Origin of the sequence: Ensifer sp. M14 (assembly GCF_003355565.1) — a bacterium.
Lineage (GTDB): Bacteria > Pseudomonadota > Alphaproteobacteria > Rhizobiales > Rhizobiaceae > Ensifer.
Map to the genome: position 1 here is coordinate 4202777 of NZ_QJNR01000004.1, position 25498 is coordinate 4228274.

Below are 25498 nucleotides of genomic sequence, written 5' to 3' on the forward strand. Positions count from 1 at the left end.
CCCTTGGCGCGTTCTTCTGGACGCACGGCGACCTAGAACGCTTCGAAGTCGCCCGCTGCTTTGGTCAACGGCTGAGAATGGCCGTGACGCAACATGCCGTTGCCCAGCGCCTTCTTCATGTCGGCGAGCTTGACCAGATTGACGGCCGTGGTCACGTCGACGAGGCAGCTCTCGGGGATCGCCGCTGTGATCGTATCGATGAACTCGGCCAGGCCACGGGTCTTCTGCACGGCCAGATCGATGCCCTGCAGCATCATCATCTCGTCTGGGCTGTCCAGCGCCGAGGCACCTTGACAACCGAGCAGCTGCGGCTCGATCCGTTCGATGAGATAGGCGACGTCGTGAAGTTCGGTGACCACACGCATCAGCACCTCGGGCAGTGATTCTTCCACGTGCGGCATGTGGCCCTGGTAGTCAGTCTGCATTGTCGATTCTCACGTGGTTTTACTGGTGATAGTGCAGGCGTATGACCCGCCTGCGGGAAAACCCCCGCAGGTTCAGAAGAATTCGATGGAGCTTTCGACCGGACGCGGTGCGAGCACCGGACGCTCTTCCAGCTGGACGGTGCGCTGGGTTTCCACGCCTGTCAGTGCGTACTGACGGGCGCGTCCCGACGACGGCCAGTATTCGAGCTTGCGGCCGTGTTCGCCGCCGGTGCTCTCACCGACGATGCGAATGCCTTCGTCGAGCAGGAACTGGCGGGCAAAGGCGGCGTTCTGTTCGCCGACATTCGAGAACCGCGCGATCGTCTTGGCACCGCCGAAGATCTTGGCTTCGAGCCGATCGCGGCGAGCGCCCTGCTTCAAAAGGCCGTTGATCAACAGCTCCATGAGATGAACACCGTAGCGGGTAGCGTCGCCGCCGGAAGCGGGCGATGACGCCGATCCCGGCAGCAGGAAATGATTCATGCCGCCGACTCCGACCACGGGATCGCGCATGCAGGCCGCCACGCAGGAACCGAGAATGGTCGACAACACCACATTGGGATCGTTGAAGACCTTGTACTCGCCCTGGATGACATGCACGCGCTTACCGACGGCTTCCATGTTCATTTCAATGCCCCAAATACGGCTTCGATGGCGGCCTTCATCTTTTCGATGGTGAACGGCTTTGCCAGCACGTTGTTCGCCCCGAGTGCGGCCGCCTTCTGAACCAGCGCGCGGTCGCCCTGCGCCGTCAGGATGATGAATGCGGCCTTCTTCGTCGCCGGATTGGAGCGCACGGCCTGGAGCAGGCCAAGGCCGTCCATCTTCGGCATGTTGAAGTCGGAGATGACGAGGTGATGCGGGTTCTGGGCCATGATCTTCATGCCCTGTTCCCCGTCACCTGCAGCGGTGATCTGCTTGAAGCCCAGCTGCTGCAAGGCGTCGCCCAGAAGCAGGCGGCTCGTGACCTGATCGTCGACGATCAGTACTTTTATTTTTTCGGCGATGGACATTATTCGCTTCCTTCCTTCCGGAGCGCCGCTGTCTTCAGGATCTCTTCCCCGATGGAACCGAGGGGGAGCTGCGTTTCGACGGCACCCAATTCATATGCAACTCTCGGCATGCCGTAGACGACACATGTCTTTTCGTTTTGGCCGAAGGTCTTTGCTCCGGCATGCCGCATTTTCAGGAGACCGGATGCGCCGTCACGGCCCATGCCGGTCAGAATGACGCCGATCGCATTGCGACCGGCAAGTTCGGCGACCGAATCGAACAGCACATCGACCGACGGACGATGACCGTTGACGGGATCGCGGTCGACCAGACGGCAGCAGGGCGCCGTCTGATTGGCGACCTGAAGGTGGCGCTCGCCACCCGGAGCCAGATAAACCTTGCCGATTTCCAGCCGCGCGCCATCGGTTGCTTCCTGCACCGTTGGTGCGCACAGGCGATTGAGCCGTTCGGCGAAGCTCTTGGTGAAGGTGTGCGGCATGTGCTGCGTGATCACCGTCGGCGGGCAGTTCGCCGGGAACTTCTGCAGGACGGTGATCAGCGCTTCGACGCCGCCGGTGGAAGCGCCGATCGCAATGATCTTGCGGCCTGCCCGATAGTCGGAGGCACCATTGGCATTGGCTGCAGCGGGTGCTGCCGTCTTGTTGCCGGTGATGATGAACTTGCGCTGCGAGCGGGCGGCCGCCTTCACCTTGTCGACGAGACCGGCAAAAGGATTGGGATCGCCCGGAAGCGGCTTTCCAACACAATCGAACGCACCGATTTCGAGTGCTGCAATCGTCGCTTCGGCGCCCTTGTGGGTGAGTGTCGAGACCATGATGACCGGCATTGGTCGCAGGCGCATGATCTTGTCGAGGAATTCCAGCCCGTTCATGTTCGGCATCTCGATGTCGAGGGTCACGACATCGGGATCGAGCTGTTTGATCGCCTGGCGCGCTTCCATCGCGTCGGCTGCCTGGCCGACGACGGTGACGCCCGGATCGGAATTGAGAACTGCCGTGATCAGGCCACGCATGGTGGCTGAGTCATCGACGACGAGAACGCGAGCGGGTGCGGTCATACCCGTCCTCCATGAAACTTGCCGGTGTGGCGGTAGGTGGTGATGCCGATGTTGTCGAACTGCGACTTGGCGTCGCCCGACACGCGCTCGGAATGACCGATATAGAGATGGCCGTTGGTGCCGAGCATTCCGGCAAAGCGCGACCAGATCTTCATCTGCGTCGGCTCGTCGAAATAGATCACCACGTTGCGGCAGAAAATGACATCGAACGGCCCCTTGAACGGCCATTGCGCCATCAGGTTCAGCTCGTTGAAGGTGATGAGCCGCTTGACGCGATCGTCGATCTGCCACTTGAAGCGACCGCCGGCATTGACCTCGTCGAACCATTGCTTGCGCATGGCCGGGTTGACCGTTTCGAGCGCGGTGGCGTCATAGGCGCCGGCACGGGCCAGCGCCAGGATCTTCGGGTCGATATCGGTGGCGAGAATGCGGAAGTCGTAGTCCGCCGCATTCGGCAGCAGCGACAGCACCGTCAGTGCGATCGAATAGGGCTCCTGCCCGTCGGAGCAGGCGGCAGACCAGATGCGCACGCGACCGCCGGCCTTGGCGCGGGCAATCAACTCCGGCAGAACATCCGTCTTCAGATGTTCGAAGTGATGGTTCTCGCGAAAGAAGCGGGTGAAGTTGGTCGTCAAGTGCGAGAGCATATCGCGGCGGGCAGCTGCACCCGCCGGCGAAGAGACCAGCTGGCAATATTCGCGGAAGCCCTTGAGACCGAGGTTGCGGATATGCTTCGACAGCCGGGAATAGACGAGCGAAGCCTTGGTCTCGTTGAGGTAGATGCCGGCATCGGCGTAGATCATCGCTGCGATTTCATTGAGATCGCGGCGCGTCAGCGGATACTCGCCGCTTGCCAAACATTCGTCGGGCGACTGCTTCTGTTCGAGAACGGCCTGGTTTCTCATGCTGCTTCCCTTTCTTCCTGCGGGAAGACAGATTCGAGTTCTATTAGGCAGATCAACCGACCTTCGATCGCGAGCACGCCACGGGCGAAGCTCCTTTCGAATTCGGACGAGATGACATCCGGTGTCGGCTGGATCTTGTCGTCGGTGATCGTCAGGATGTCGGAGACCGCGTCAACGAGCAGACCGACGACCTGGCTTTTCACCTGGGCGACAATGATGACGTGGCGGACGGTCGGCTCGGCCGGCTTCATGCCGAGGCGTGCCGAGAGATCGACGATCGGCAACACCGCACCGCGCAGATTGATGATGCCGAGCATGTAGGACGGCGCATGTGGCATCGCAGTCGCCGGTGTCCACCCGCGAATTTCGCGCACGGACATCACGTTCACGCAGAACTCCTGATCGCCGACGCGGAAAGCGATCAGCTCTCGTTCGTCCGTGGTCAGATTCTTTGCGGCATAGGTCATCACATTCATCCAGCAGCAGCGAGAGACATTTCAGGCTTCAGCGACTGGCCACGCGAAGCGGCCACGATCGTGTCGACGTCGAGGATGAGTGCCACCCTTCCGTCGCCGAGGATGGTCGCAGCTGCGATGCCCGGCACGTGGGTATAGTTGGCCTCGAGGCTCTTGATGACGACCTGGCGCTGGCCCTGGATGGCGTCGACCATCAGTGCGCGCTGGCCACCACCTTCCGATTCCACCAGAAGTGCGACCCCTTCGACCGGGTTTGCCTGGCTGGCGCGGAAGTTGAGGATGCGACCGACATCGACCAGCGGGCAGAAGGAGTTGCGGATCGAGATCAGCCGCTGGTTGGAGCCGAAGGAATGGATCGCGGCGGCTTCCGGCTGCAAGGTTTCGACGATCGCCGTCAACGGCACCACCAGTGTCTGGTTGGCGACCGTGACCACCATGCCGTCAAGCACGGCAAGCGTCAGCGGCAGGCTCATGGTGAAGACAGAGCCGTGGCCGGGCTTCGACGAGATATTGATGCGACCGCCGAGCGCCTGGATCGAGCGCTTGACGACGTCCATGCCGACGCCGCGGCCGGAAATGTCGGAGATCTTGTCGGCCGTCGAGAAGCCGGCGTGGAAGATCAGGTTGTCGATCTCCTCGTCGGAGAGATTGGCGTCAGCGGCGATCAGGTCGTTGTCGATCGCCTTCTGGCGCACCTTCTCGCGGTTGATGCCGGCGCCGTCGTCGGCAAGCTCGATGACGATGCGGCCAGAACGGTGCTTTGCGGTCAGGCGCACGGTGCCTTCGGCACTCTTGCCGGCGGCAAGACGCTTCTCGGGCGTTTCAAGGCCGTGGTCGACGGCGTTGCGGATCATGTGCGTCAGCGGTTCGGCCAGCTTGTCGATGACCGTCTTGTCGACTTCGGTGTTTTCGCCCTCGGTGATGAGACGGACAGACTTGCCGGTCATGTCGGCAATTTCGCGAACGATGCGCGACATGCGCTGGAACACCGGCTTTACCGGTTGCGCGCGGATCGCCATCACCGAGTCCTGGATCTCGCGGGTGAGCTGCTGCAGCTCTTCGAGGCCCATGTTGATCGACGAGGTGCCGTTGGCGTCGTTTTCGACCACGCTCTGCGACAGCATTGCCTGGTTGATCACGAGTTCGCCGACAAGGTTGATCAGGCGGTCGACGCGATCGAGATCGACGCGGATGGTCGGTGTCGCGGCGGACGCTGCCGCCTGTTGCGCGGCTGCGGATTGCGCAGCGGCGCTGGCGGCGGCACCGGCCGATTTTTCAGCGGGGGCGCGGGCGGCGGACTGAGCCATCTGCAAGACGTTGCTGGCGGTACCGGCAGCAGCAACGGCCGCGTTGCGGATCTCCTGCTGTGCTGCCAGTTGTTCTTCTTCCTCGATCACGCCGATGGGACCAACCGGCTCGTCATCGAGGATCGACAGGTCGAACGGAACCGGCTGCATCGGCAGCTCCTCGCCGGCAGGGGCGGCATCGCCCGAAACCAGCGAAACGTCGAGGTCGCAATCCCACTCGGCGAATTCGAACACGGTGCGGATCGCATCCTCACCCTTGTCCGTCTTCAGCGACACCTTCCAGGAGAAGTAGGCCGTTTCCGGGCTCAGGCGGTCGAGCGTCGGGAGCGCGTCCATGTCGCAATGGATGCTCATTTCGCCAAGTCGGGAGAGGTCGCGCAGAAGCAGCGTTGCGTCGTTGCCCTTGGCGTAGAGATCGGACTTCGGCTTGAAGACGATCTCGTAGGTCGGCATCTCCGTCAAGGCCGGCTCGTCGGTCTCGAAATCGTCGAAGGAGAAGGCGACGGGCTGGAAGCCTTCGTCGTTGACGACAGGTGCTGCGACCACCGGGGCGGCCTTGGCAACCGGCTCGGCAACGGCCGAGACCTGGGGCACTTCGCCATTGGCAAGCGCCTCGAGCTCCTTGATCAGCTGGCGGCTGCGCGCCTCGTCGACACTGCCGCCATCGCGAGCAGCGTTCGTCAGGTCGGCGAGCACGTCGGCCGACTTCAGCATCACCTTCAGAACCTCAGGGCCGGGATCGAGCCTGTTGGAACGAACGCAATCAAGTGTCGTCTCGAACACGTGGGCGAAGGAGACGAGGTCGTCGAGCCCGAAAGCACCGGCGCCACCCTTGATCGAGTGCACCGCGCGAAACACGGCATTGACCGTTTCCGGATCGCGGTCGCCATCATTGAGCTTCAGCAGACCCGATTCCAGTTCGGCGAGTTGTTCCTCGCATTCCTGGAAGAAGATCTCTTTGATTTCGTTCATATCCATTGGAGGCTATCCTCGGACTTCAGGCCGTTACGCGCTCGATTGCATCAATCAGTTTGGTCGGGTCGAACGGCTTGACGATCCAGCCGGTGGCACCGGCCTGACGGGCACGGTTCTTCTTTTCAGCATCGCTTTCCGTGGTCAGGACCAGGATAGGCACAGCGCGGTAGCGGTCGTTCTTGCGCACGCCTTCGATGAAGCCGAAGCCGTCGAGACGCGGCATGTTGATGTCGGTGACGATGACATCGGGATTGGCTTCTTCGAGAACCTCGAGGCCCTCGACGCCGTCCTCTGCCTGGATCGTTTCAAAACCGGCATTGTTCAGCGTGACCAGAAGCATGTTCCGGATCGTCCGGGAGTCGTCGACTGTCAGAACTCGCTTTTTCATTCTTCAAATCTCCTTTGCCATCAGGTGGTCGATGTCGACCCCGATGAGCTGTGTCGTTTTCTCGAAAGCGTCCGACACCTTGCTGAAGGTGAAAGACAAATGTTCTTCTTCCCAAGTCTTGGCACCAGCCATCAGGACCTGGACACAAAGCGTTCCCACGCGCTCGACCGCGGAGGCGTCGATCGTGAGATCGCTGCCCTTCAGGCCCAAAAGCTTCTCATGCAACGTCGTCGCTTCGTTCAGGTCCAACACCGGAGCGAGGCTGAGCGTCTTCCGGGCGGTCTTCTTGCTGGCCATTCCTGTTTTCCTCGACTGCTAACTCTTGAGTGTCCCTGGGATCAGCGTTGCCAACCGGCGAACTGACGTTGCGGGCCGTCATCGAACAACGGCGTCGCCATTTCGTCTTCGACCGTTGCCACCGGAGCCGCGAGGCGGCGTCCCTGGCTGGCAGCCGGGGTTGGTGTAGCCGCGTGGCGACGTTCGACACGGAACCTGCGGATCGTCTCGCCCAGCTCGACGATGACATTGTGCAGATCGTCAGAAGAGCGGACCGTCTCGCCCGCCATCGCCGCACTTGCCTTGACGGCGTGCGAGATCGCCCCGATGTCCGATGTCACGCCCTTGAGATCGCCGACCTGCTGTTCCGCCTCGCGGGCGATGCCGGAAACAGCTGCATTGATCGATGTGACTTGCTGGACGATGCTGCTGATCGCATCCTGGGTGCGACCGACGATTTCGACGCCGGTCTCGACCTGCGACTTGGTGCCCGTTACCAGTTGCTTGATTTCACGCGCCGCCTCGCCGGAGCGCTGCGCAAGCGCACGCACTTCCTGGGCAACGACGGCAAAGCCACGACCACTGTCGCCGGCCCTTGCAGCCTCGATGCCGGCGTTCAGCGCCAGGAGGTTGGTCTGGAAGGCGATCTCGTCGATAACGCCGATGATCTGGCCGATCTTCTCGGCTGATGCCTCGATGTCGGCCATGGCGGAGATTGCCTGACCGGCAATCTCGCCGCTGCGCTCGACGGCAACCCTTGTCTCGTTGGCCTTTGCTTCGGTCGCACTGATGCGGCTCGATCCTGTGGCCATGCGTTCGGTCATGTCGGCAAGTGCTGCAATTTGGCCTGAGAGGGCATCGGCTTCCGCTGCGGCCTTGTCGGAGAAACCGGCAGCACCTTCGCGCAGACGGCCGATAAAGGCCTCGGCCGCCTGGCCGCGCTGATCGGCAGACTGCAGGCTCTGCTGGATCGTATCGAGGGCCGCATTCAAACTGGCAACGATCGGCTGGTAGGCATCCGGCGCGTTCTCAGACAGGCGCACGCCAAGGTCGCCCTCGTTCAAGCCCTTGGCGAAATCGCCGAAAAGCGTCGTTACAGCCTGTTCGTCGGCGCTGTGCTGGTCGGCAAGCTGGCGCTGGTGCTGCTGTCGCAGGGCGTTGAAGCGGAGCGAGACGCCGATCTCGGTGTCGACGAAGACGGTGCGGACAAGTGCCGCGACCAGATCGCACAATTCCTTGCGCCGTCCCCTGCCCATCGGCAGGAAGGACTTAGGCCAAGCCTCTTCAATGAGGCCGACAACCAGATGTTCAAGCACGACTGCATGGCTTGCCATCTGCCAGCGCGGATCGAGGCCCATGCGGTTCGACGTATCGGCAAGCACCTTGACGCGCTCGGCATAGAGGCCGTCAAAGCGTGCATCGGTCAGCACGTTCCAGTGCGACGATTGAATGTCCTGCAGCCGTTCGAGCTGCCGATCGCTATCGAAGTGCCGGGCTGCGTCGGGATAGCTCTGCAGGCGCTGGAAGAGATCGCGAAGCGCTGCGTCGATACGGGGGGAAAGCTTCTGCCGGGTGTCACGGACGCGGGAACAGCTCTCGTCGTCGAGCCCGGCAAAACGCAAGCGCTCCAGCAGACTGCCTGCCTGGCCCTTCCTTGCCTGTTCTGACGATGCTTCCTGCCTCAACGCTCAATCCCCGGTTTTTCATGCTTGGAATTCACCTGGGGAGGAACAGGACAGTCCACGGTCCACCGGACGTGCACGCCACATCGATGCGATCAGCCTCCGCCGCCTGGGCGTCTGCTATCGTCCATCCCGCAAGTAAATTCGGTGAAGAATCGATACCGGACCGGAACCGGTACGGCGGGGCGGCATCATGCCTTGAGGAGACTGTGAATTTTTCCCATTCCGACGTGTGGGACAATGTTTATGGTTAATTCCTTGCTTGAAGGTTAACGGTTGATAGCTTGTAACTGGAATCACTAAAATTCGCCGGACGTTTTCGGGCGTTGATTTTGCGGCGCAGCAATGCCTCACTATTGCCGGCGGATTTCAACAGGTTTTCACTCACAAGAGTTTAGAATTGTACTTCTACTTGCGCTCGCGTATCGAAGCGAAAGTGAAGTGGGCGCGGATCGCGCGAAAGAAACCTTTGCAGCAAGCAAAGCGACATCATGACGATGCGCTGACGGGAAACGAACAATGATTGTTCTTGGAATTGGCGCCGCGCTCACAGCAATCCTGACAATGATGGCCGTATCCATCGTGCTCAATCTCGAGCATAACCGTTCGGCAAACCGCAGCTCGGTTTTCTGAGCGCAAGAACGGGCGTTATCGTCGCCGACGCGCGGCTCATGCGGAGCCGTTTCTCTCCCACATCTTAGCCTTGCTGACCGCCATTGCCCTGTTGCACATGGCTTTTCGTCAGCGACCGCCAGTTTTCCGCATATCGTACGAAACTCTCGGGCACCGGGCCGGTGAACACTTGCACACCGGTTCGCACGTGGCGACCGTCGACAAGGCTTGCAGCCCCGAGGCTGGTGCCGGTGACGTTGTGGCTGTCGGCAAGGACCGGTCGCCCCGTTGCCGCCTGCAGCATGCGCAGATAGGCGGCGTTGGCGGCAAACGGTCCTTCGACGACAATATCGCCGCGCGCACCGATGAGATCGAGGCAGGTCGCCGTCATCAAGGCCAGATGGAACGACACGGCGGCGACCTTGCCGGCTGGCGTCAGCATCTCTTCATCCAGCGTCCAGCGGGCCTTGGTTGACGGGAAAGGCCCGGAGCCTTCGGGAAGCGAAGGCAGAAGCATGTGCTCCGCAGCAACGACGGCCTCCTCGTCTTCGAACGAAGCGGACGTCGTGTTATCGCCGAGCAGCAGGGCGAAGGCGCGACCGCCCATGAAGCGCGCCGAGGGAACGGGGTCGCCGAGCGCGTTGACGTTGATCAGCGTATCGCGATGTTCGTCGAGCGTCACCTTGGCGGCGCCAACCGCCAGCATCACGACCCAGGTGCCGGTCGACACCACTGAGAAAGGTGCTTTGCGGGTCAAGAGGTGCGGCAGCAGCGATGCGTTAGAATCATGGATGCCGCAATAGACCGGCGTGCCGGCGGGAATGCCGGTGGCGGCGCAAAGCTCCGGCAGCAACGCGCCGACGATTTCGTCTGCCTTGCGCACCGGCGCAAACAGCTGGCCCCAACCTTGGCTTTCCACCAGCGTCGAGAAGGTACCGGCCGTCGGGTTCCAGAGATCGGTGTGGCAACCGAGCGAGGTCAGTTCGTTGACGCGGACGCCGGTCAGCCGGAAGGTCCAGTATTGCGCATAGGTCAGGATTGTCGCGACCCTGGCGAAGGCATCGGGAAAAGTCTGCTGCTGCCAGAACAGTTGCGCGCCGACGTTCAGCCCCACCGGCAGGCGCGCCGAACCGGTTTCGGCAAAGGGCGGGCGAACGCGCCCATAGGCCTCCGACAGAGTGTCCGGCCCACCAAATTCGTAGTCCAGCACCGGCAGGGCAAGTCCGCCGGCTTGGTCGAGAACGACCGCCGTCGCTCCGTGGGTGGTGATCGAGATCGCCTGCAAGCGGTGCTCGGCGTGCAGCGCCTTCAAGCTATCGAGCACGAAAGCCCAGAGACGGTCGCCATCGAAATGCGGGTACGGATCGCCCTGGACGACACCGTTTGCAGTCTTGCGCACGGCAATCTCTTCAAAACGATCGAGATCAACCGCTGCGACCTTGGCATTCGTTTTGCCGATGTCGATGACGCCCACGATCCGCATCGGGTCAGCTCATGTGAAAGACGGTTTTGAGCGGCACGGCGACCGGCTCATTATCGCCACGGGTTTCCATGATGTCGGCCATATGGGCCCACCACTTCTGCATGACCGGATGAGAGGGCAGATCGGCCATGCCGTGATCGTCGGTGCGCCAGAGAACGCCGAAAAGCAGATCGCTCTCTTCGTCGAGATGGATGGAGTAATCGGAGACGCCCGCATCTTTTAACAGAGCCACCAGTTCCGGCCAGATCGCATCGTGGCGCGCAGTGTATTCGGAGGCCATTCCCGGATTGAGCCGCATGCGAAAAGCGTATTTTTCCATGGAAACCTCAGTGGGCAAGACGGCGGCGGGCGCGTCGCCACAGGATGGGCAGGGCGATCACGGAGATCAACAGCAGACCGATGAAGATCGACATGACGATGCCCGGAACGTTCAGCAATCCGAAGCCGAAGGTGACCATGCCCATGATCAGGGCGGCAAGCACCACGCCCGGAATGGTGCCGGACCCGCCGAGAATGCTGACGCCGCCAAGCACCACCATTGTCACGACCTCCAGTTCCCAGCCGAGGGCGATCGACGGACGGGTGGAGCCGAGGCGTGAGGTCAGGCAGATCGAAGCGAGCCCGGCCATCAGGCCTGTGAGCAGGAATAGCGTGAACTTCACCCTGTTGACACGGATGCCAGAAAACAGCGCCGCCGTCTGGTTGTTGCCGATCGCGTAGACGGCACGGCCGAAATTGGTCTTGTGCAGCACCACGCCATAGACCACGGCCAGGACGACGAACATCGTGAATTCGAAGGAAAACACCCACCAGACATAGCCCTGCCCGAACCAGGCAAAGCTGTCGGGATAACCGGTGAAGGCCTGATCGCCGAGGATGATGAAAGACAACCCTCGGAACAGGCTCATGGTACCGATGGTGACGACGATAGACGGCAAGCCGAGACCGGTGATCAGCAGGCCGTTGACGACGCCGCAGACGAGCCCGACCGAAAGCCCGACAACCACCAGCGCCGGCGTATCGAAGCCGAGCTGGACCGCATAACCCATCGCCGTCGAGGCCAGCGCAATGATCGAGGCGACCGAGAGATCGATCTCGCCGGAAATGATGACCAGCGCCATGGCGAAGGCGATCATCGCCTTTTCGGTGAAGTTGAATGTGGCGTCGGACAGGTTCCATGGATCGAGAAAATAGGGTGACGCCAGCGAATTGCCGAGGAAGATGAGACAGGCAACAACGAGCAGCAAGCTTTCCCAGCTTTTCAGCAGGCGCGCGCCGCGCCCTTCGAGGCGATCGGGAATGTTGCGGGGGAAGAGATGCGTTTCGGCCATCAGACAGCCTCCGCCTTCTTCAGGATGACGCGGCCCTTGCGCCTTTCGGCACGGGCGTTGACGGCAACGGCCGTGATGATGACCATGCCGGAGATCGCCATCTGGGCGAAGGGCGAGATGTTGATCACCGGCAGGGCGTTCTTGATGACGCCGAGGAACAAGGCACCGAGCACCGCGCCCGGCACCGAGCCGATGCCGCCGGCAATCGAGATGCCGCCGATGACGCAGGCGGCGATGATGTCGAGTTCGAAACCGGCGGCGATATCGACATAGGCAACCGCATAACGCGACACCCAGAGATAACCGGAGAGGCCGGCAAGCGTGCCCGAAAGGCAGTAGGCGAAGAAGCGGGTGCGGCCGACATCGATGCCTGTATAGACGGCCGCATGCGGATTGCCGCCGACGGCAAAGAAGGCGCGGCCAAGGGCCGTGCGGCTCATGATCAGAAACATCGCCGCGACCATGACGACCGACAGCCAGGAGAGCACGGGAATGCCAGCGAGATCGGCACGCGGAAAGCTCTTGAAGGCATCGCTCATCTGGTGCGCATTGATCCACTTGCCGTTGGTCAGAAGGAAGATCAGCCCGCGATAGATCGTCAGGGTACCGAGCGTGACGACGATCGGCGGGATATCGAGTTTCCAGACCAGCGCGCCGTTGATCATGCCGAGGATGGCACCGAGCGCCATGGCCGACAGAATGATGACCGGGATCGGCAGACCGGGAAAGGCGGCGTTCAGCATCGCCGCGACCATGCCGGAAAGCGCCAGGTTTGCCGCCATCGACAGATCGATGCAGCGCGTCAGGATGACCGCCATCTGGCCGAGCGCCAAGATGATCAGGATCGAGGTGTCGTTGTAGACCCGGGCCAGATTGGCCGGCGCGACGAAGGGCGGGAAGCGCCAGGCGATCAGGGCGATCAACACCAGGATCGCGCCGACGAGCAGCAGTTCACGATTCTTTAGGAGCTTGCCCATCACGCGGCCTCCGTTATGCCGGCGGCCGCACGCACCAGCTTTTCCGCCGTCAGCTCGTCCCGTTCGAAGCGGCCGGCGATGCGACCTTCGCGCATGACGATGACGCGATCCGACATGCCCATGATTTCGGGGATTTCGGAGGAGACCATGATGACGCTGAGGCCCTCCGCTGCAAGTTCGCTCATGAAGGCGTGGACGGCGGCCTTCGAGCCGATGTCGATGCCCTTGGTCGGCTCGTCCAAGATGATCACTTTCGGCTTGGTTGCCAGCCATTTGGCGATGACCACCTTCTGCTGGTTACCCCCCGAAAGCGTGCCGACATCCTGGTCAAGCGACGCTGCCCGCAGATCGAGCCGCGAGGTATATTCCCGCGCAAGCGCGAACTCATTCGCGAGCTTCAGGAAACCGGAGCGCGAGGTGCGAGACAAGGACGGCAACGTCACATTCTGAAAGATCGGCAGACCGATGATCGCGCCCTGGCGACCACGCTCCTCCGGCACATAGACGATGCCGCTCCTGATCGCCTCCGCCGGACTGCGGATCACCAGGATCTCGCCGTCGAGCCTGATGGCACCTGCCGACGGGCGGGTGATGCCGATCAACGACTGCATGAATTCGGAGCGGCCGGCGCCGACCAGGCCGTAGAAGCCGAGAATTTCGCCGCGCCGCAGTTCGAAATTGATGTCCTCGAATTCGGTCGGGTGGCGGTAGCCGGAGACCGTCAGCACCGGCGCGCCGATGGCGACGTCCTTCTTCGGATAGACCGAGCCGACCGCGCGCCCAACCATCATGCGCACGAGATCGTCCTGGGCGACATCGGCAATCAGCCCCTCGCCGACCATCGTTCCGTCGCGAAACACGGTGTAGCGATCGGCGATGCGGAAGATCTCGTCGAACTTGTGGCTGATGAACAGGATGGCCTTGCCGTCCGCCTTCAACCGTTCGACCAGCGCATAGAGTTCGTGAATTTCCTTGTGCGAGAGCGCCGCCGTCGGCTCGTCCATGATGACGACGCGGGCGTCGACCGACAGCGCGCGGGCAATTGCCACCAGATGTTTCTTGGCGATGCCGAGATCGCGAAGCCGGATGGTCGGATCGAAATCGGCACCGGCGCGGAGCAGAAGCGCACGCGCATCCGCGTTCAACTTCTTCCAGTCGATCAGGCCGAAACGATTGCGCGGGGCGTGGCCGAGGAAGATGTTTTCGGCAACAGACAACTCGTCGAAAAGCACCGTTTCCTGGTGAATGGCGGTGACGCCGGCGCGTGCGGCGGAAAGCGCTGTCGCGAACGTCGTTTCCATATCCGCGACCCGGATGCTGCCGCCGTCAGGCTGGTAGATTCCAGTCAGGATCTTGACGAGGGTCGACTTGCCGGCACCGTTCTCACCGACGAGTGCCGTTACCGAGCCCGGATAAAGCGACAGCGAAACGTCGGACAATGCCTTGACGCCGGGAAAGGACTTGGAAATCCCCTCGAGCGCTATGGCGGGCTTCATCCGCGATGTGGTCGTGTCCTGCAGCAAGAGAGTCCACCAATTCAGTTGTTTGAGGTAGCGGTCACGTGACCCGCCTTCACCTTGCCCGTGGAGAAGAAGCCCCTCACCCTAGCCCTCTCCCCGCTCACGGGGAGAGGGGATCCGTTGGCGGCCGCCGTTCACACGACGTTCGTGAGGAACGAAGCATCGCCGCATGTTCCCTTCCCCCCGCGCGCGGGGAGAAGGTGCCGGCAGGCGGATGAGGGGCAATATCCCCTCGCCGATCAGAAGATCTTCGCGAATTCTTCGACGTTCGAGGCGTCGTAGACGAACGGGTCGGCCATTGCGCCTTCGTTGTTGTCGTCGAGCTTGACGGTGCCCATGCGGCCCATCTTCAGTTCCGCGCCCGGCTTGGCTTCGGCGCCGTTGATGAGATCATTGGCGATCATCGTTGCGGAATAGCCGAGATCGATCGGGTTCCAGATCGCGAAGGACTTGGATGCGCCCGACTTCACGTGGCCTGCCATTTCGGAAGGAAGGCCGAGACCAGTGACATTAATCTGGCCGACCTTGCCGGCGTCGGTGACAGCTTGCGCCGCTGCAACGATACCGACCGAGGTCGGTGCAATGATCGCCTTCAGGTTCGGATAGGACTGAATGAGCCCCTGCGTTTCGCGATAGGACTTGTCGGCCAGGTCATCGCCGTAGACGGTCGCAACGACATTGATGCCCTTGTAGTTGCCCTGGACCTTCTTCATTTCCTCGATCCAGACGTTCTGGTTGGTCGAGGTCGCGGTTGCCGAAAGGACGGCAACGTCGCCGCCTTCCGGCAAGTTGTCGGCGGCAAGCTTGATGATCATGTTGCCGATCAGCGGGCTCGAAGACGGGTTCAGGTGCATCAGGCGGCCATCCTTGGCGACGCCGCTGTCCCAGGAGATGACCTTGATGCCGCGATCCATCGCCTTCTTCAGCGCCGGAACCAGCGCGTCGGTGTCGTTGGCGGAGACGGCGATGGCGTCGACCTTCTGGGCGATCAGCGAGTTGATCACCTCGATTTGACCTTCAGCGGTCGTGGTCGTCGGACCGGTGTAGATCACCTCGACATTGCCAAGCTCTTTGGCGGCTTCCTGCGCGCCCTTGTTGGCGGCCTCAAAGAAGCCGATGCCGAGCGCCTTGACGACGAGCGCGATCTTCTTGTTCTCCGCATGCGCGGCATTGGCCATCAGCGCCAGCGAAACGGCAGCCGTGACCATCAATGATTTCAGGATCTTCATTTCCACTCCTCCCATGGACCGGAACGCGATCGGGATGACCGCATCGTCCGGTACTGACCTTCTCCAATTCGAAACCGGCCCGGCCTTTTGCGACCGATGCCGATCTTCCCCTCCCCTCGGCCGTCTCAAGCGGTCGAGGATGCAGTCTCTGCGTCTGCGCCGGACCTCGCATTGGCGATCACCAGGCGCACGCCGGCATTTTCGAGCATCGCGGCATGCCTGTCCTCGATACCCGAATCCGTGATCACAGTGGCGATCCGCTTCAATCCGCACAGGATGAGGCTGGAGCGCTTGTGGAATTTCGAGGAGTCGACCAGCACGACGAGTTCGTCGGCCTGATCGATCAGCTTCTGTTCGGCCTGGATCAGCAGCGGATCCGCTTCCATCAGGCCGAGCGGACCGAGACCCTGGGCGCCCATGAACATGCGGCGCGCATAGAAATTGCGCGTCACGTCATTGTCGAATGGGCTCAGGATGATGTTCTGCTCGCGGTAGATCGTGCCGCCCGACAGCATCACCGTGTTCTTCGAATGCTTGAGCAGATGCTCGGCGATCGGAAACGAATTGGTGAAGACCTGCATCCGGCGATTGCTCAGAAAGTGCACCATCTGGAAGGTGGTCGTACCGCCATTGATGATGATCGGCTCGCCATCTTCGCAGAGCGCAACCGCTTCCTTGGCGATCGCCTGCTTTTCCCGCGCATGCAGACTCTCATTGACCTTGAAGGGCCGGCCAGCCAGCCCGACGAATTGCGGCGGATTGATCGCCTCGGCCCCGCCGCGCACGCGCCGCAGCCGCTTCTGCACGTGGAGCGCCGCGATATCGCGCCGGATCGTCGCCTCGGAACTGTCGGTCAGATCGACCAGTTCCGGCACCGTGACGACGGGCTTTTCCTGAACCGCCGACAGAATGATCCGATGTCTTTCTTTCTCGTGCATCCGTTCCTCCGATAATTTGCATGCTTCCATCACGACCAAACATTGTCAATCACAATCAATCATATTTTTTCATTGTGCAGTGCGATATGCGCGAATTTGATCGTTTTTGATTGACAATGACTTTCGAGCCATGTGATCTGATGCCAACACATCTCCACGCGGCCGCCAAGCCGCGAGGCAACGGACCGGGAGGATTTTCGAGATGCTCGACAAGCAACAGGGCGCGCGGCTTGCCAATCTATGGGATGAAACAAAGGCGGCCGGCATGAGCGAGCCCGAGCGCCTGCTCTATCGCTCGAACCTGCTCGGCTCCGACAAGCGTGTCACCAATTACGGCGGCGGCAACACCTCTGCCAAGGTGATGGAGAAGGATCCGCTGAGCGGAGAAATGGTCGAGGTTCTCTGGGTCAAGGGCTCCGGCGGCGACGTCGGCACGATCAAGCTGGACGGCTTCGCCACGCTTTACATGGATAAGCTGAATGCCCTGAAAGGCATCTATCGCGGCGTCGCCTTCGAAGACGAGATGGTCGGGTACCTCCCCCATTGCACCTTCGATCTCAACCCGCGTGCGGCCTCGATCGACACACCGCTGCACGCCTACGTGCCGAGGAAACACGTCGACCACATGCATCCCGATGCGATCATCGCGATCGCGGCAAGCAAGGACAGTCAAAACCTGACCGACAACCTGTTCGGCGGCGAGATTGGCTGGTTGCCCTGGAAGCGGCCCGGTTTCGAGCTCGGTCTCTGGCTTAGCGATTTCTGTGCGAAGAACCCGCAGGCACGCGGCGTCATCCTTGAAAGTCACGGGCTGTTCACTTGGGGCGACACGGCAAAGGAGGCCTACGAAACGACGATCGAGATTATCAATGTCGCGATCGGTTGGTTCGAGGAATACAATGTTGGCCCAGCCTTTGGCGGCGCCGTAAAACCGACGCTCGAGGCGGCCGAGCGTGCCGCAATCGCCAAACGCCTGATGCCGGTGATCCGCGGTCTCATCAGCACCGATGAGAAGAAAGTCGGCCATTTTGACGACAGCCAGGCCGTGCTCGATTTCGTCGCCGCGCGCGACCTGAAGCCGCTGGCAGCGCTCGGCACCAGCTGCCCGGACCATTTCCTGCGCACCAAGATCCGGCCATTGGTCGTCGATTTCGATTCGGCAAACCCGGATATAGACAAGACGCTTGCCGAGCTTCCTGATGCGATTACCGCCTATCGCGCCGACTACGCCGCCTATTACGAGCGCTGCAAGCACGCGGACAGCCCTGCCATGCGCGATCCGAACGCGGTCGTCTATCTCGTGCCCGGTGTCGGCATGATCACCTTTGCCAAGGACAAGGCGACGGCGCGCATCTCCGGCGAATTCTACGTCAACGCCATCAACGTCATGCGCGGCGCCTCCGGGGTTTCGACCTATGTCGGCCTGCCGGAACAGGAAGCCTTCGACATCGAATACTGGCTGCTCGAGGAAGCCAAGCTGCAGCGCATGCCGAAGCCGAAGAGCCTGGCCGGGCGCATCGCGCTCGTCACCGGCGGCGCCGGCGGCATCGGCAAGGCGACGGCCCACAGGCTGATGCAGGAGGGCGCCTGCGTCGTCATCGCCGATATCGACGAAACGGCGCTGGCCGCGGCCGAAAGCGAGCTTGCAGCCCGCCACGGCAAGGATTTCGTGCGCTCGGTCGGCATGAACGTCACCAGCGAGGCGGCCGTCGAGGGTGGCTTCGGCGAGACGCTTCTCGCCTTCGGCGGCCTCGACATCCTGGTCTCGAATGCCGGTCTTGCCTCCTCCGCCACCGTCGAGGATACGACGCTAGCGCTCTGGACCAAGAACATGGATATCCTCGCGACGGGCTACTTCCTCGTCTCGCGTGAGGCCTTCCGCGTCTTCCGCAACCAGAAGGCCGGCGGCAACGTCGTCTTCGTCGCCTCCAAGAACGGCCTTGCCGCTTCGCCGGGCGCATCGGCTTATTGCACCGCCAAGGCGGCCGAAATCCACCTTGCCCGCTGCCTGGCGCTCGAAGGAGCCTCCGCCCAGATCCGCGTCAACGTCGTCAATCCGGACGCCGTGCTGCGCGGCTCGAAGATATGGACCGGCGAGTGGAAGGAACAGCGCGCCGCCGCCTACAAGATGGATGTCGACGACCTTGAGGCGCACTACCGCGAACGCTCCATGCTGAAGCTCAGCGTGTTCCCGGAAGACATCGCCGAGGCGATCTACTTCCTCGCGTCCGACATGTCGGCGAAATCGACCGGCAACATCGTCAATGTCGACGCGGGCAATGCCCAGTCGTTCACCCGCTGATCCGGAGAGTTTGATGAGCACCATGATCGGCAAGTCCGTCCTCGACGCGGAAAATGAACGTCGCGAAAAGGCGCTGCGTGACGACTATGCCAGCCTTGGCGAACGGCTGTCGCGCCGCGGCATCGATATCGAGGCCATCAAGCGCAAGGTTGCCGCGTATGGCGTCGCCGTGCCCTCCTGGGGCGTGGGCACCGGCGGCACGCGTTTTGCCCGCTTTCCCGGCAAGGGCGAGCCGCGCAACATTTTCGACAAGCTCGAGGATTGCGCCGTTATCCAGCAGTTGACGCGGGCAACGCCCAACGTCTCCCTGCACATCCCCTGGGATAAGGTCAGCGACATCCAGGAACTGAAGCAGAAGGGGGCCGCCCTCGGCCTCGGCTTCGATGCGATGAACTCCAACACCTTTTCGGACGCACCCGGTCAGGCGCATTCCTACAAGTTCGGATCGCTCTCGCACAGCGACGCGGCGACGCGCGCCCAGGCAGTCGAGCACAATCTCGAATGCATCGACATCGGCTGGCAGCTCGGCTCGAAGGCACTGACGGTCTGGGTCGGCGACGGCTCAAACTTTCCCGGCCAGAGCAACTTCACCAAGTCTTTCGAGCGTTACCTCGAGGCGATGAAAGCGGTCTATGCGGCGCTTCCCGACGACTGGCGCGTCTTCACTGAGCACAAGATGTTCGAGCCGGCCTTCTATTCGACGGTCGTCCAGGACTGGGGCACCAACTACCTGATCGCCCAGGAGCTCGGCCCCAAGGCCTTCTGCCTTGTCGACCTCGGGCACCACGCGCCGAACGTCAATATCGAGATGATCGTCGCCCGGCTGATCCAGTTCAAGAAGCTCGGCGGCTTCCACTTCAACGATTCGAAATATGGCGACGACGACCTCGACACCGGCTCGATCGACCCCTATCGCCTGTTCCTCGTCTTTAACGAACTCGTCGATGCGGAGACCCGCGGTGCCGAAAGCTTCGATCCCGCCCATATGCTCGACCAGAGCCACAATGTCACCGATCCGATCGAAAGCCTGATGACCAGCGCGATGGAGGTCTGCCGCGCCTATGCCCAGGCCCTCATCGTCGACCGCGCGGCACTCGACGGCTTCCAGCAGGAAAACGACGCGCTGATGGCGACGGAAACGCTCAAGACAGCGTTTCGCACCGACGTCGAACCGATCCTGGCGATGGCCCGCCTCGAAGGCGGTGGGGCGATCGCGCCGGTCGCGACCTATCGCGCCAGCGGCTACCGCGCCAAGGTGGCCGGCGAGCGACCGGCCGTCGTCGGCGGTGGCGGCGGCATCGTCTGATACGATCTCCGCCGCATCTCAAAAACAACACCGAGAGCAACGATCACTGCTCTGGGTGTTTTCGTTACGTCCGCGCTTCCATGGATCGGCATCGACCTCAGGCGAGGTTCATGCCGCGCGTGTGACAGGATCCTTTGAGCGCCCATTTCGGTGCGTGGCATTGGATTGCCTGGAACAAATCTCCGTATTCGTCCAAAAAATCACCGCGCGATGAAATTGCCCCCTATCTGATTTGAAATCCTGGTCTATCTTCCCCTCTACAGCACCGCGCGTCCTGCGGCCGCGGAAAGGTCGCTGTAGCACTTTGAATGCTGCATGTTTTATCCGCAAATCGGCTAGGATTTGAAGACACATGCAGGAGGTCCAATGCAAAGGGAACCATTCATGGGTATCGAAAGCATTCTCGTATTCCTGATTGTCGGCGCGATTGCCGGCTGGCTTGCCGGCTTGATTGTCAAAGGCTTCGGCTTCGGCCTGATCGGCAACATGGTCGTCGGCATCATCGGCGCCTTCATCGCCGGCTTCCTCTTTCCCGCCATCGGCATCAGCCTTGGAACGGGCGTGCTTTCGGCAATCCTGCACGCAACGATCGGCGCAGTGATCCTGCTTGTGCTGATCCGCATCGTCAAACAGGCGTGACGCCCTACCGCTACGCCATCGATGTCGGACGGCTCGCCCACCCGGCGGGCCGTGCCGAGACCAACGGAAGGAAGACAGCATGAGCGAGCTCCACACCGACAACATAGAGACGGCGCTGAAGGCGTTCATGGCCGATCATCCCGGCAAGCTGACGCGCGAGCAGGCAATCGCGGCGATCCTCGAAAACTGGTTTACCACTCATGGCTACTTGCCGACGCAGCAGGAAGGGACGCGCCCCGAACATCTTGACGCCTCGAACGACGATTGAGACAGTCTCGTCGTCGGCAGCGCCGCCGCGGCGTGCAGGCGTTCGTCCGCTTTTTTGCCATCCCAAAACCATTGCCAGAGCCTGAAGTCCCACCATGAGCCTTACCTCCGTCAAACAATTCTTTTCGCAGAACGCGCCGGATATCGACGTCATAGAACTCGAACAGAGCACCGCCACGGTGGCGCTTGCCGCCGAGGGCCACGGCGTCGAGCCCGCCCAGATCGCCAAGACGCTCGCGCTTCGGGTCGGTGACGACGTGATCCTGATCGTGACGCGCGGCGATGCGCGGCTGGACAACAAGAAGTACAAGGCCCGCTTCGGCACCAAGGCCCGCATGCTCGGCTTCGACGAGGTCGAGGCGGAAACCGGGCATCCGGTCGGCGGCGTCTGTCCGTTCGGCCTCGCCAAACCGCACAGCGTCTATTGCGACCTGTCGCTCAAGGCCTACGACATCGTCGTGCCTGCAGCCGGCGCCACCAATGCGGCCGTTCACATCGACCCGCAGCGCATCGTCGAACTGACCGGCGCCGAATGGATCGACGTGTCGGAAACGTAATCGGCGTTTCGGAAACGTGATCCACATTTCGGAAACGCGACCCCTGCCTTGGTATGGCCACAAAGCTTAACTGAAACCAAAGATGCGCGCCGGCACTGATTTGCCGGCCCCGCCGCCTTTTTTCCCAGTCAGGAATCCGTCCAGCATGAAGACAGTCGCGTACCCGCTCATCTTCGCCGCCACATTTTCTCCCGCCCTGGCGATGGATCAGTCTCTGGTGCGCCAGTTCGAGAAGCTCGACCCGCAGACCCGGCTGGAACAACGTTGCGACACCGAGGCGATGGAGCGCATCAACGCCGACAAGTCGACCTTCAAGCCCGACAAGGTGATCGCCTATACCTTTGCCGAACCGGTCATGAAAGAAGACAAGATGAAAGCGCCGGGCGCGGTGTTCCGCAGCAAGGGCGAGTGGTACAAGCTGAAGTTCAAGTGCCTGACCGACGCCGAGCACCTGGACATCCTGTCCTTCGAATACAAGATTGGCGAACTCGTGCCGCGCGAAAGCTGGGACGAGTTTTATCTCTACCCCTGACGGGCTTGCAACAGATATGCCCTTTGGATCGCATCTCGCTAAGAGGCAGAATATTCAACCTTTCAAGCTGCTATCGCAGCCCAAGGGGGGTTGAAGAGACGCCGCGCTGCGTGAGGCGTAGGCATGAAGGCAGAACATGGGGTAATCGCGGCGCGATCTCCTCAGGCCATTTCTTCCAGGAGGGTGCTGGTTGGGTTGGTTGCCCCCGATAAGATGGAAATACGGGCTCACGATTGGAACCGGGCCCAAACATCAATGGAGGCAACCATGGACCAGTATATCGGGCTTGATGTTTCGTTAAAAGATACCGCGATCGCGATCCGAGAGGACGGGAAGCGGATATGGCGGGGGAAGTGTGCTTCGGATCCAAAGGCTCTGGCGCAGATAATCCGCAAGCATGCCCCGAATGCCAAGCGCGTCGTATTCGAGACGGGACCGCTGTCGACGTGGTTCTATCACGCACTCACGGCGAAGGGAGTGCCCGCCATCTGCATCGAAGCACGGCACGCGCAAAAGATATTGAACGAGACGCTCAACAAGACCGATGCCAATGATGCGGATGGCTTGGCCCAACTGGCCGAAGCCGGCTTTTACAAGGCGGTCCGGGTAAAGTCATTTGACAGCATGCTAACGCGCACGCTGGTCGGCGCGCGCAATCAACTCCTGAGGATTTCAACCCAACTTGGCAACCAGATCCGCGGCCTGATGAAGACATTCGGCCTCATTGTTCCCAAAGGAACGGGTAGGGTATTTGATGGCAATGTCAGGGAGCTTTTGACTGGGAATAACGACCTTGCAGCGATCATATTGCCTCTACTTGAGGCGTGGCGCGACATCCGCAAGCGCACGGCCGATCTGGATCGCCAGTTGCTTGCAGTGGCACGGCAGAGCCAGTCGACGAGGCTCCTGATGACGATCCCGGGTATCGGCGCCATCACGGCGGTGTCCTATGTTGCAGCGATTGAAGATCCAGAAAACTTCAAAACGTCGCGCTCGGTTGGTGCCTGGCTCGGGCTGACAACCCGACGCTACCAGTCAGGTGAGGTCGACCATGACGGCCATATCTCGCGACGAGGTGACAACCATCTGCGGGGACTGCTCTATGAAGCCGCGACTGTGATCCTCACGAGAACCAGTTCCCGGAATGAGAGCAGCCTCAAAAACTGGGGTCTCAACCTGCGTGAGCGGTTGGGCTTCAAGCGCGCAGCGGTGGCGGTCGCCCGAAAGCTTGCAGTCATCATGCACAGCATGCTCAGGACAGGAGAAGTGTTCAACGCATCGGCTGGCGCTACCGCATAAAGCGAAGTGTCAGCCTTCCTCCCTCAGCGCGTCAAACCTGATTTGAGGCACTGAGCGTCCGTGCTGCGGACGTAGGTTGGGTCATTCCGTGTCGCAGGCTGCAACTCATTCGAGACTGCGTCCTACACATCAGGAAGACCCTACCTGCGAATACCCATTATGCGGCGACATTTGTCGAACGCGGAGACAACCCTGCTCCCAGCACCGGACAGCTCTGAAGGACATAGCCTCTGAGGGCCGAACCAACAATTCGATTTGCGCCGCGTTGTCTGTCCGCAACCCGGCAAGGTCCCTGATGGCCGAACTCCCTTGACGAGCGAAGGACGATTAGACAACCTGCTTTCTCGCAGGCGCATGTCGTCTCGTTCAAAAATGTTCAGCGCGATAGCGATACCGCGATGGAACGAAAGCCTGAAGCGCGTCGCGCTTTACAGTACGGCCATCAGAAACAGCAGCGAGCCGAGCGACAGCGCTGCCATGATGCTCATCAGCATTTTCATCATGTGATCTGCCATTTCGTACATCCTTGCCTCTACTCCCTTAGGAATAAACGAATGCGTCTGTTTTTGGGGCGTCGCATGCCTGAAACGATCCAGGCTTGAAACCTCCGACCTGCACGATCCCACCGGATCCGTGCACAATCTGCTATCAGCGCTCCAGGTTGCGCCGACATGGTTAACAACCGGTTAATCGCAATGCTTCCAGCGTCGAGCACACACCGCGCTCGGCGGGTGAGGGGCAATGATGTGGGACGTTTGCGAATGATGAATGCGGGCGACCTGACGCCCCGGACACACCTTCGCCCTTAAACGGCGTGGCACTGCCACCTCCCCCAAAAAGGCGGCTTCCCATCTGGTACAGCATATCGGCACGGTTGGGACAACGGCCGGAGATTGGTGTGCTGGTCGCAGCCGATGCTGAACGAAGAGAGCCACCGCAACGCTAACCGCGATCGGGCGATCGGCGATGAAGCTGTCGAGACCGCGGCGACAGGGCCAGACGGTAAATCGCCCGATTACAAGGTCTGACGATGGCTTGGTGCATCAGAGCGCGATCACAAGAACCGCGCCCTGATCCGCGAACAGAGCGTCAGCGCCCGGTTACGGTTACTAGTTCTTCGCAGCCGGTTTCGATTTCTTGGGGTCCGGTTTTGCAAACTTCATGCCGCAGTTCTTCCGGATCGATGCCTCTTCGATCGCCTGCATCTCACCCTTGAGGCCCGAAACCTCAGCAGCCGACGCACCGTCACCCTTGGTCAGGAACACTGCCGGCCAGAACAGGACCAGGCCAACGGCCATCGCTGCGGCATCGTTGTCAGCTTTCTTGTCTTGCACACCGGAGGCAGCGACGGCACGCGATGAAACGGTCTGCGCCTCTAGCGCTAGGCTCAGGACTCATTGATCAGAGCCAGAAGATGACGGTCGCGGCGATGCATATTGCGGAGAAGAAGGTGTGCGCGCATCGGTCGTAGCGGGTTGCGATGCGCCGCCAGTCCTTGAGCTTTGCGAAGAGGTTCTCGACTTTGTGGCGCTTGCGATAAAGTGTCTTGTCACAGGGGTATGGCACTTTCCGGCTTCGGCTCGATGGAATGCAGGGTTCGATGCCTTTTGCCTGCAGCGCTTCTCGGAATGGCGTGCTGTCGTAGCCGCGATCGGCGATGAGGGCCCTGGCGGGTGGCAACGCGTCGAGAACGAGCCGTGCGCCTTTGTGGTCGCTCATCTGGCCTTCACTGAGCAGCATGACGATTGGGCGGCCCTCATCATCGCAGACCGTATGCAGCTTGGAGTTCAGTCCACCTTTGGTTCGCCCGATACGACGGGGAACATCCCCTTTTTTAGCAGGCTTGCGGCCGTGCGATGTGCTTTGAGATGCGTGGCGTCGATCGTAAGCGGGTAGGCCATCCCACGTAGCGCGGTATCGAAAGATCGCTCATTTTCGACATGAACCATGCGGAGAAACCTATGAGCGACAGTGTGAATCAGGCTCGTGCCTTTGAGGTTC

The 25498-nt window shown here is 61.1% G+C and carries 25 protein-coding genes and 1 pseudogene; 7 read left to right on the forward strand and 19 right to left on the reverse strand.

The annotated features are described in order from the left end of the window. Nucleotides 1-32 precede the first annotated feature (32 nt). From BLJAPNOD_RS20395 to BLJAPNOD_RS20475, 17 genes are all read right to left on the reverse strand, one after another. Nucleotides 33-425, reverse strand: coding sequence for a hypothetical protein (locus tag BLJAPNOD_RS20395; protein WP_077504350.1), 393 nt, complete (start codon nucleotides 423-425; stop codon nucleotides 33-35). Between the two features lie 72 nt (nucleotides 426-497). Next, entirely contained in the window at nucleotides 498-1052 is a 555-nt protein-coding gene (gene cheD, locus BLJAPNOD_RS20400) for a chemoreceptor glutamine deamidase CheD (protein WP_077504351.1), read from the reverse strand. Next, nucleotides 1049-1438, reverse strand: a complete 390-nt coding sequence (locus BLJAPNOD_RS20405; protein WP_025425902.1) for a response regulator — start codon at nucleotides 1436-1438, stop codon at nucleotides 1049-1051. The genes cheD and BLJAPNOD_RS20405 overlap by 4 nt, the downstream gene beginning before the upstream one ends. Further along, the gene (cheB, locus tag BLJAPNOD_RS20410; protein ID WP_115420960.1) at nucleotides 1438-2496 is read right to left on the reverse strand and encodes a protein-glutamate O-methylesterase CheB; all 1059 of its coding nucleotides are present in this window, start codon (nucleotides 2494-2496) and stop codon (nucleotides 1438-1440) included. Before cheB ends, BLJAPNOD_RS20405 begins: the two co-directional genes overlap by 1 nt. After that, complete coding sequence (gene cheR / locus BLJAPNOD_RS20415; RefSeq protein WP_077504353.1) at nucleotides 2493-3401, reverse strand: protein-glutamate O-methyltransferase CheR; 909 nt, start codon at nucleotides 3399-3401, stop codon at nucleotides 2493-2495. The genes cheB and cheR overlap by 4 nt, the downstream gene beginning before the upstream one ends. Beyond that, nucleotides 3398-3868, reverse strand: coding sequence for a chemotaxis protein CheW (locus BLJAPNOD_RS20420; protein WP_115421395.1), 471 nt, complete (start codon nucleotides 3866-3868; stop codon nucleotides 3398-3400). Before BLJAPNOD_RS20420 ends, cheR begins: the two co-directional genes overlap by 4 nt. A gap of 5 nt (nucleotides 3869-3873) precedes the next feature. Continuing rightward, nucleotides 3874-6162 (reverse strand): chemotaxis protein CheA, encoded by a 2289-nt coding sequence (locus BLJAPNOD_RS20425; RefSeq protein ID WP_115420961.1) that lies wholly within the window; start codon nucleotides 6160-6162, stop codon nucleotides 3874-3876. Nucleotides 6163-6181: 19 nt separating this feature from the next. Beyond that, complete coding sequence (locus tag BLJAPNOD_RS20430; protein WP_065784641.1) at nucleotides 6182-6547, reverse strand: response regulator; 366 nt, start codon at nucleotides 6545-6547, stop codon at nucleotides 6182-6184. A gap of 3 nt (nucleotides 6548-6550) precedes the next feature. Continuing rightward, nucleotides 6551-6844: an STAS domain-containing protein gene (locus tag BLJAPNOD_RS20435; protein WP_077504355.1), complete on the reverse strand. Its 294-nt coding sequence runs from the start codon at nucleotides 6842-6844 to the stop codon at nucleotides 6551-6553. A 41-nt stretch (nucleotides 6845-6885) separates the two neighbouring features. Beyond that, nucleotides 6886-8508, reverse strand: a complete 1623-nt coding sequence (locus BLJAPNOD_RS20440) for a globin-coupled sensor protein (RefSeq protein WP_115420962.1) — start codon at nucleotides 8506-8508, stop codon at nucleotides 6886-6888. A gap of 694 nt (nucleotides 8509-9202) precedes the next feature. Further along, entirely contained in the window at nucleotides 9203-10600 is a 1398-nt protein-coding gene (locus BLJAPNOD_RS20445) for an FGGY-family carbohydrate kinase (protein ID WP_115420963.1), read from the reverse strand. A gap of 4 nt (nucleotides 10601-10604) precedes the next feature. Continuing rightward, on the reverse strand, nucleotides 10605-10919 hold the full coding sequence (gene rhaM, locus BLJAPNOD_RS20450; protein ID WP_115420964.1) for an L-rhamnose mutarotase: 315 nt from the start codon (nucleotides 10917-10919) through the stop codon (nucleotides 10605-10607). 7 nt (nucleotides 10920-10926) lie between these two features. After that, nucleotides 10927-11931: an ABC transporter permease gene (locus BLJAPNOD_RS20455; protein ID WP_115420965.1), complete on the reverse strand. Its 1005-nt coding sequence runs from the start codon at nucleotides 11929-11931 to the stop codon at nucleotides 10927-10929. Continuing rightward, the gene (locus tag BLJAPNOD_RS20460) at nucleotides 11931-12911 is read right to left on the reverse strand and encodes an ABC transporter permease (protein ID WP_115420966.1); all 981 of its coding nucleotides are present in this window, start codon (nucleotides 12909-12911) and stop codon (nucleotides 11931-11933) included. Before BLJAPNOD_RS20460 ends, BLJAPNOD_RS20455 begins: the two co-directional genes overlap by 1 nt. After that, nucleotides 12908-14404, reverse strand: a complete 1497-nt coding sequence (locus BLJAPNOD_RS20465; protein ID WP_115421396.1) for a sugar ABC transporter ATP-binding protein — start codon at nucleotides 14402-14404, stop codon at nucleotides 12908-12910. The genes BLJAPNOD_RS20460 and BLJAPNOD_RS20465 overlap by 4 nt, the downstream gene beginning before the upstream one ends. A 263-nt stretch (nucleotides 14405-14667) precedes the next feature. Then, entirely contained in the window at nucleotides 14668-15657 is a 990-nt protein-coding gene (gene rhaS / locus BLJAPNOD_RS20470) for a rhamnose ABC transporter substrate-binding protein (protein ID WP_115420967.1), read from the reverse strand. A gap of 125 nt (nucleotides 15658-15782) precedes the next feature. Beyond that, entirely contained in the window at nucleotides 15783-16595 is an 813-nt protein-coding gene (locus tag BLJAPNOD_RS20475; protein WP_077504363.1) for a DeoR/GlpR family DNA-binding transcription regulator, read from the reverse strand. 202 nt (nucleotides 16596-16797) lie between these two features. Between BLJAPNOD_RS20475 and BLJAPNOD_RS20480 the strand changes: the two genes are divergently transcribed. The 7 genes from BLJAPNOD_RS20480 (at nucleotide 16798) to BLJAPNOD_RS20510 (ending at nucleotide 23497) form a co-directional block, all read left to right on the forward strand. Further along, nucleotides 16798-18897: a bifunctional rhamnulose-1-phosphate aldolase/short-chain dehydrogenase gene (locus BLJAPNOD_RS20480; RefSeq protein ID WP_115420968.1), complete on the forward strand. Its 2100-nt coding sequence runs from the start codon at nucleotides 16798-16800 to the stop codon at nucleotides 18895-18897. A 13-nt stretch (nucleotides 18898-18910) separates the two neighbouring features. Then, a complete protein-coding gene (rhaI, locus tag BLJAPNOD_RS20485; protein ID WP_115420969.1) occupies nucleotides 18911-20203 on the forward strand; it encodes an L-rhamnose catabolism isomerase in 1293 nt (430 codons plus the stop codon). Between the two features lie 384 nt (nucleotides 20204-20587). Next, on the forward strand, nucleotides 20588-20842 hold the full coding sequence (locus tag BLJAPNOD_RS20490; protein WP_053250496.1) for a GlsB/YeaQ/YmgE family stress response membrane protein: 255 nt from the start codon (nucleotides 20588-20590) through the stop codon (nucleotides 20840-20842). Between the two features lie 79 nt (nucleotides 20843-20921). Beyond that, the gene (locus BLJAPNOD_RS20495) at nucleotides 20922-21110 is read left to right on the forward strand and encodes a hypothetical protein (protein WP_115420970.1); all 189 of its coding nucleotides are present in this window, start codon (nucleotides 20922-20924) and stop codon (nucleotides 21108-21110) included. A 94-nt stretch (nucleotides 21111-21204) separates the two neighbouring features. After that, the gene (locus BLJAPNOD_RS20500; protein ID WP_077504367.1) at nucleotides 21205-21666 is read left to right on the forward strand and encodes a YbaK/EbsC family protein; all 462 of its coding nucleotides are present in this window, start codon (nucleotides 21205-21207) and stop codon (nucleotides 21664-21666) included. A gap of 145 nt (nucleotides 21667-21811) precedes the next feature. Then, the gene (locus BLJAPNOD_RS20505) at nucleotides 21812-22198 is read left to right on the forward strand and encodes a DUF930 domain-containing protein (protein ID WP_115421397.1); all 387 of its coding nucleotides are present in this window, start codon (nucleotides 21812-21814) and stop codon (nucleotides 22196-22198) included. Between the two features lie 267 nt (nucleotides 22199-22465). Beyond that, entirely contained in the window at nucleotides 22466-23497 is a 1032-nt protein-coding gene (locus BLJAPNOD_RS20510; protein ID WP_115421398.1) for an IS110 family transposase, read from the forward strand. Between the two features lie 1109 nt (nucleotides 23498-24606). On the opposite strand, the gene BLJAPNOD_RS20515 is transcribed toward BLJAPNOD_RS20510, so the two are convergent. Both BLJAPNOD_RS20515 and BLJAPNOD_RS20520 read right to left on the reverse strand, forming a co-directional pair. Next, a complete protein-coding gene (locus BLJAPNOD_RS20515; protein ID WP_147294563.1) occupies nucleotides 24607-24795 on the reverse strand; it encodes a hypothetical protein in 189 nt (62 codons plus the stop codon). Nucleotides 24796-24898: 103 nt separating this feature from the next. Then, nucleotides 24899-25386, reverse strand: a pseudogene (locus BLJAPNOD_RS20520) (IS5 family transposase); the annotation flags it as partial. Nucleotides 25387-25498: the final 112 nt, after the last annotated feature.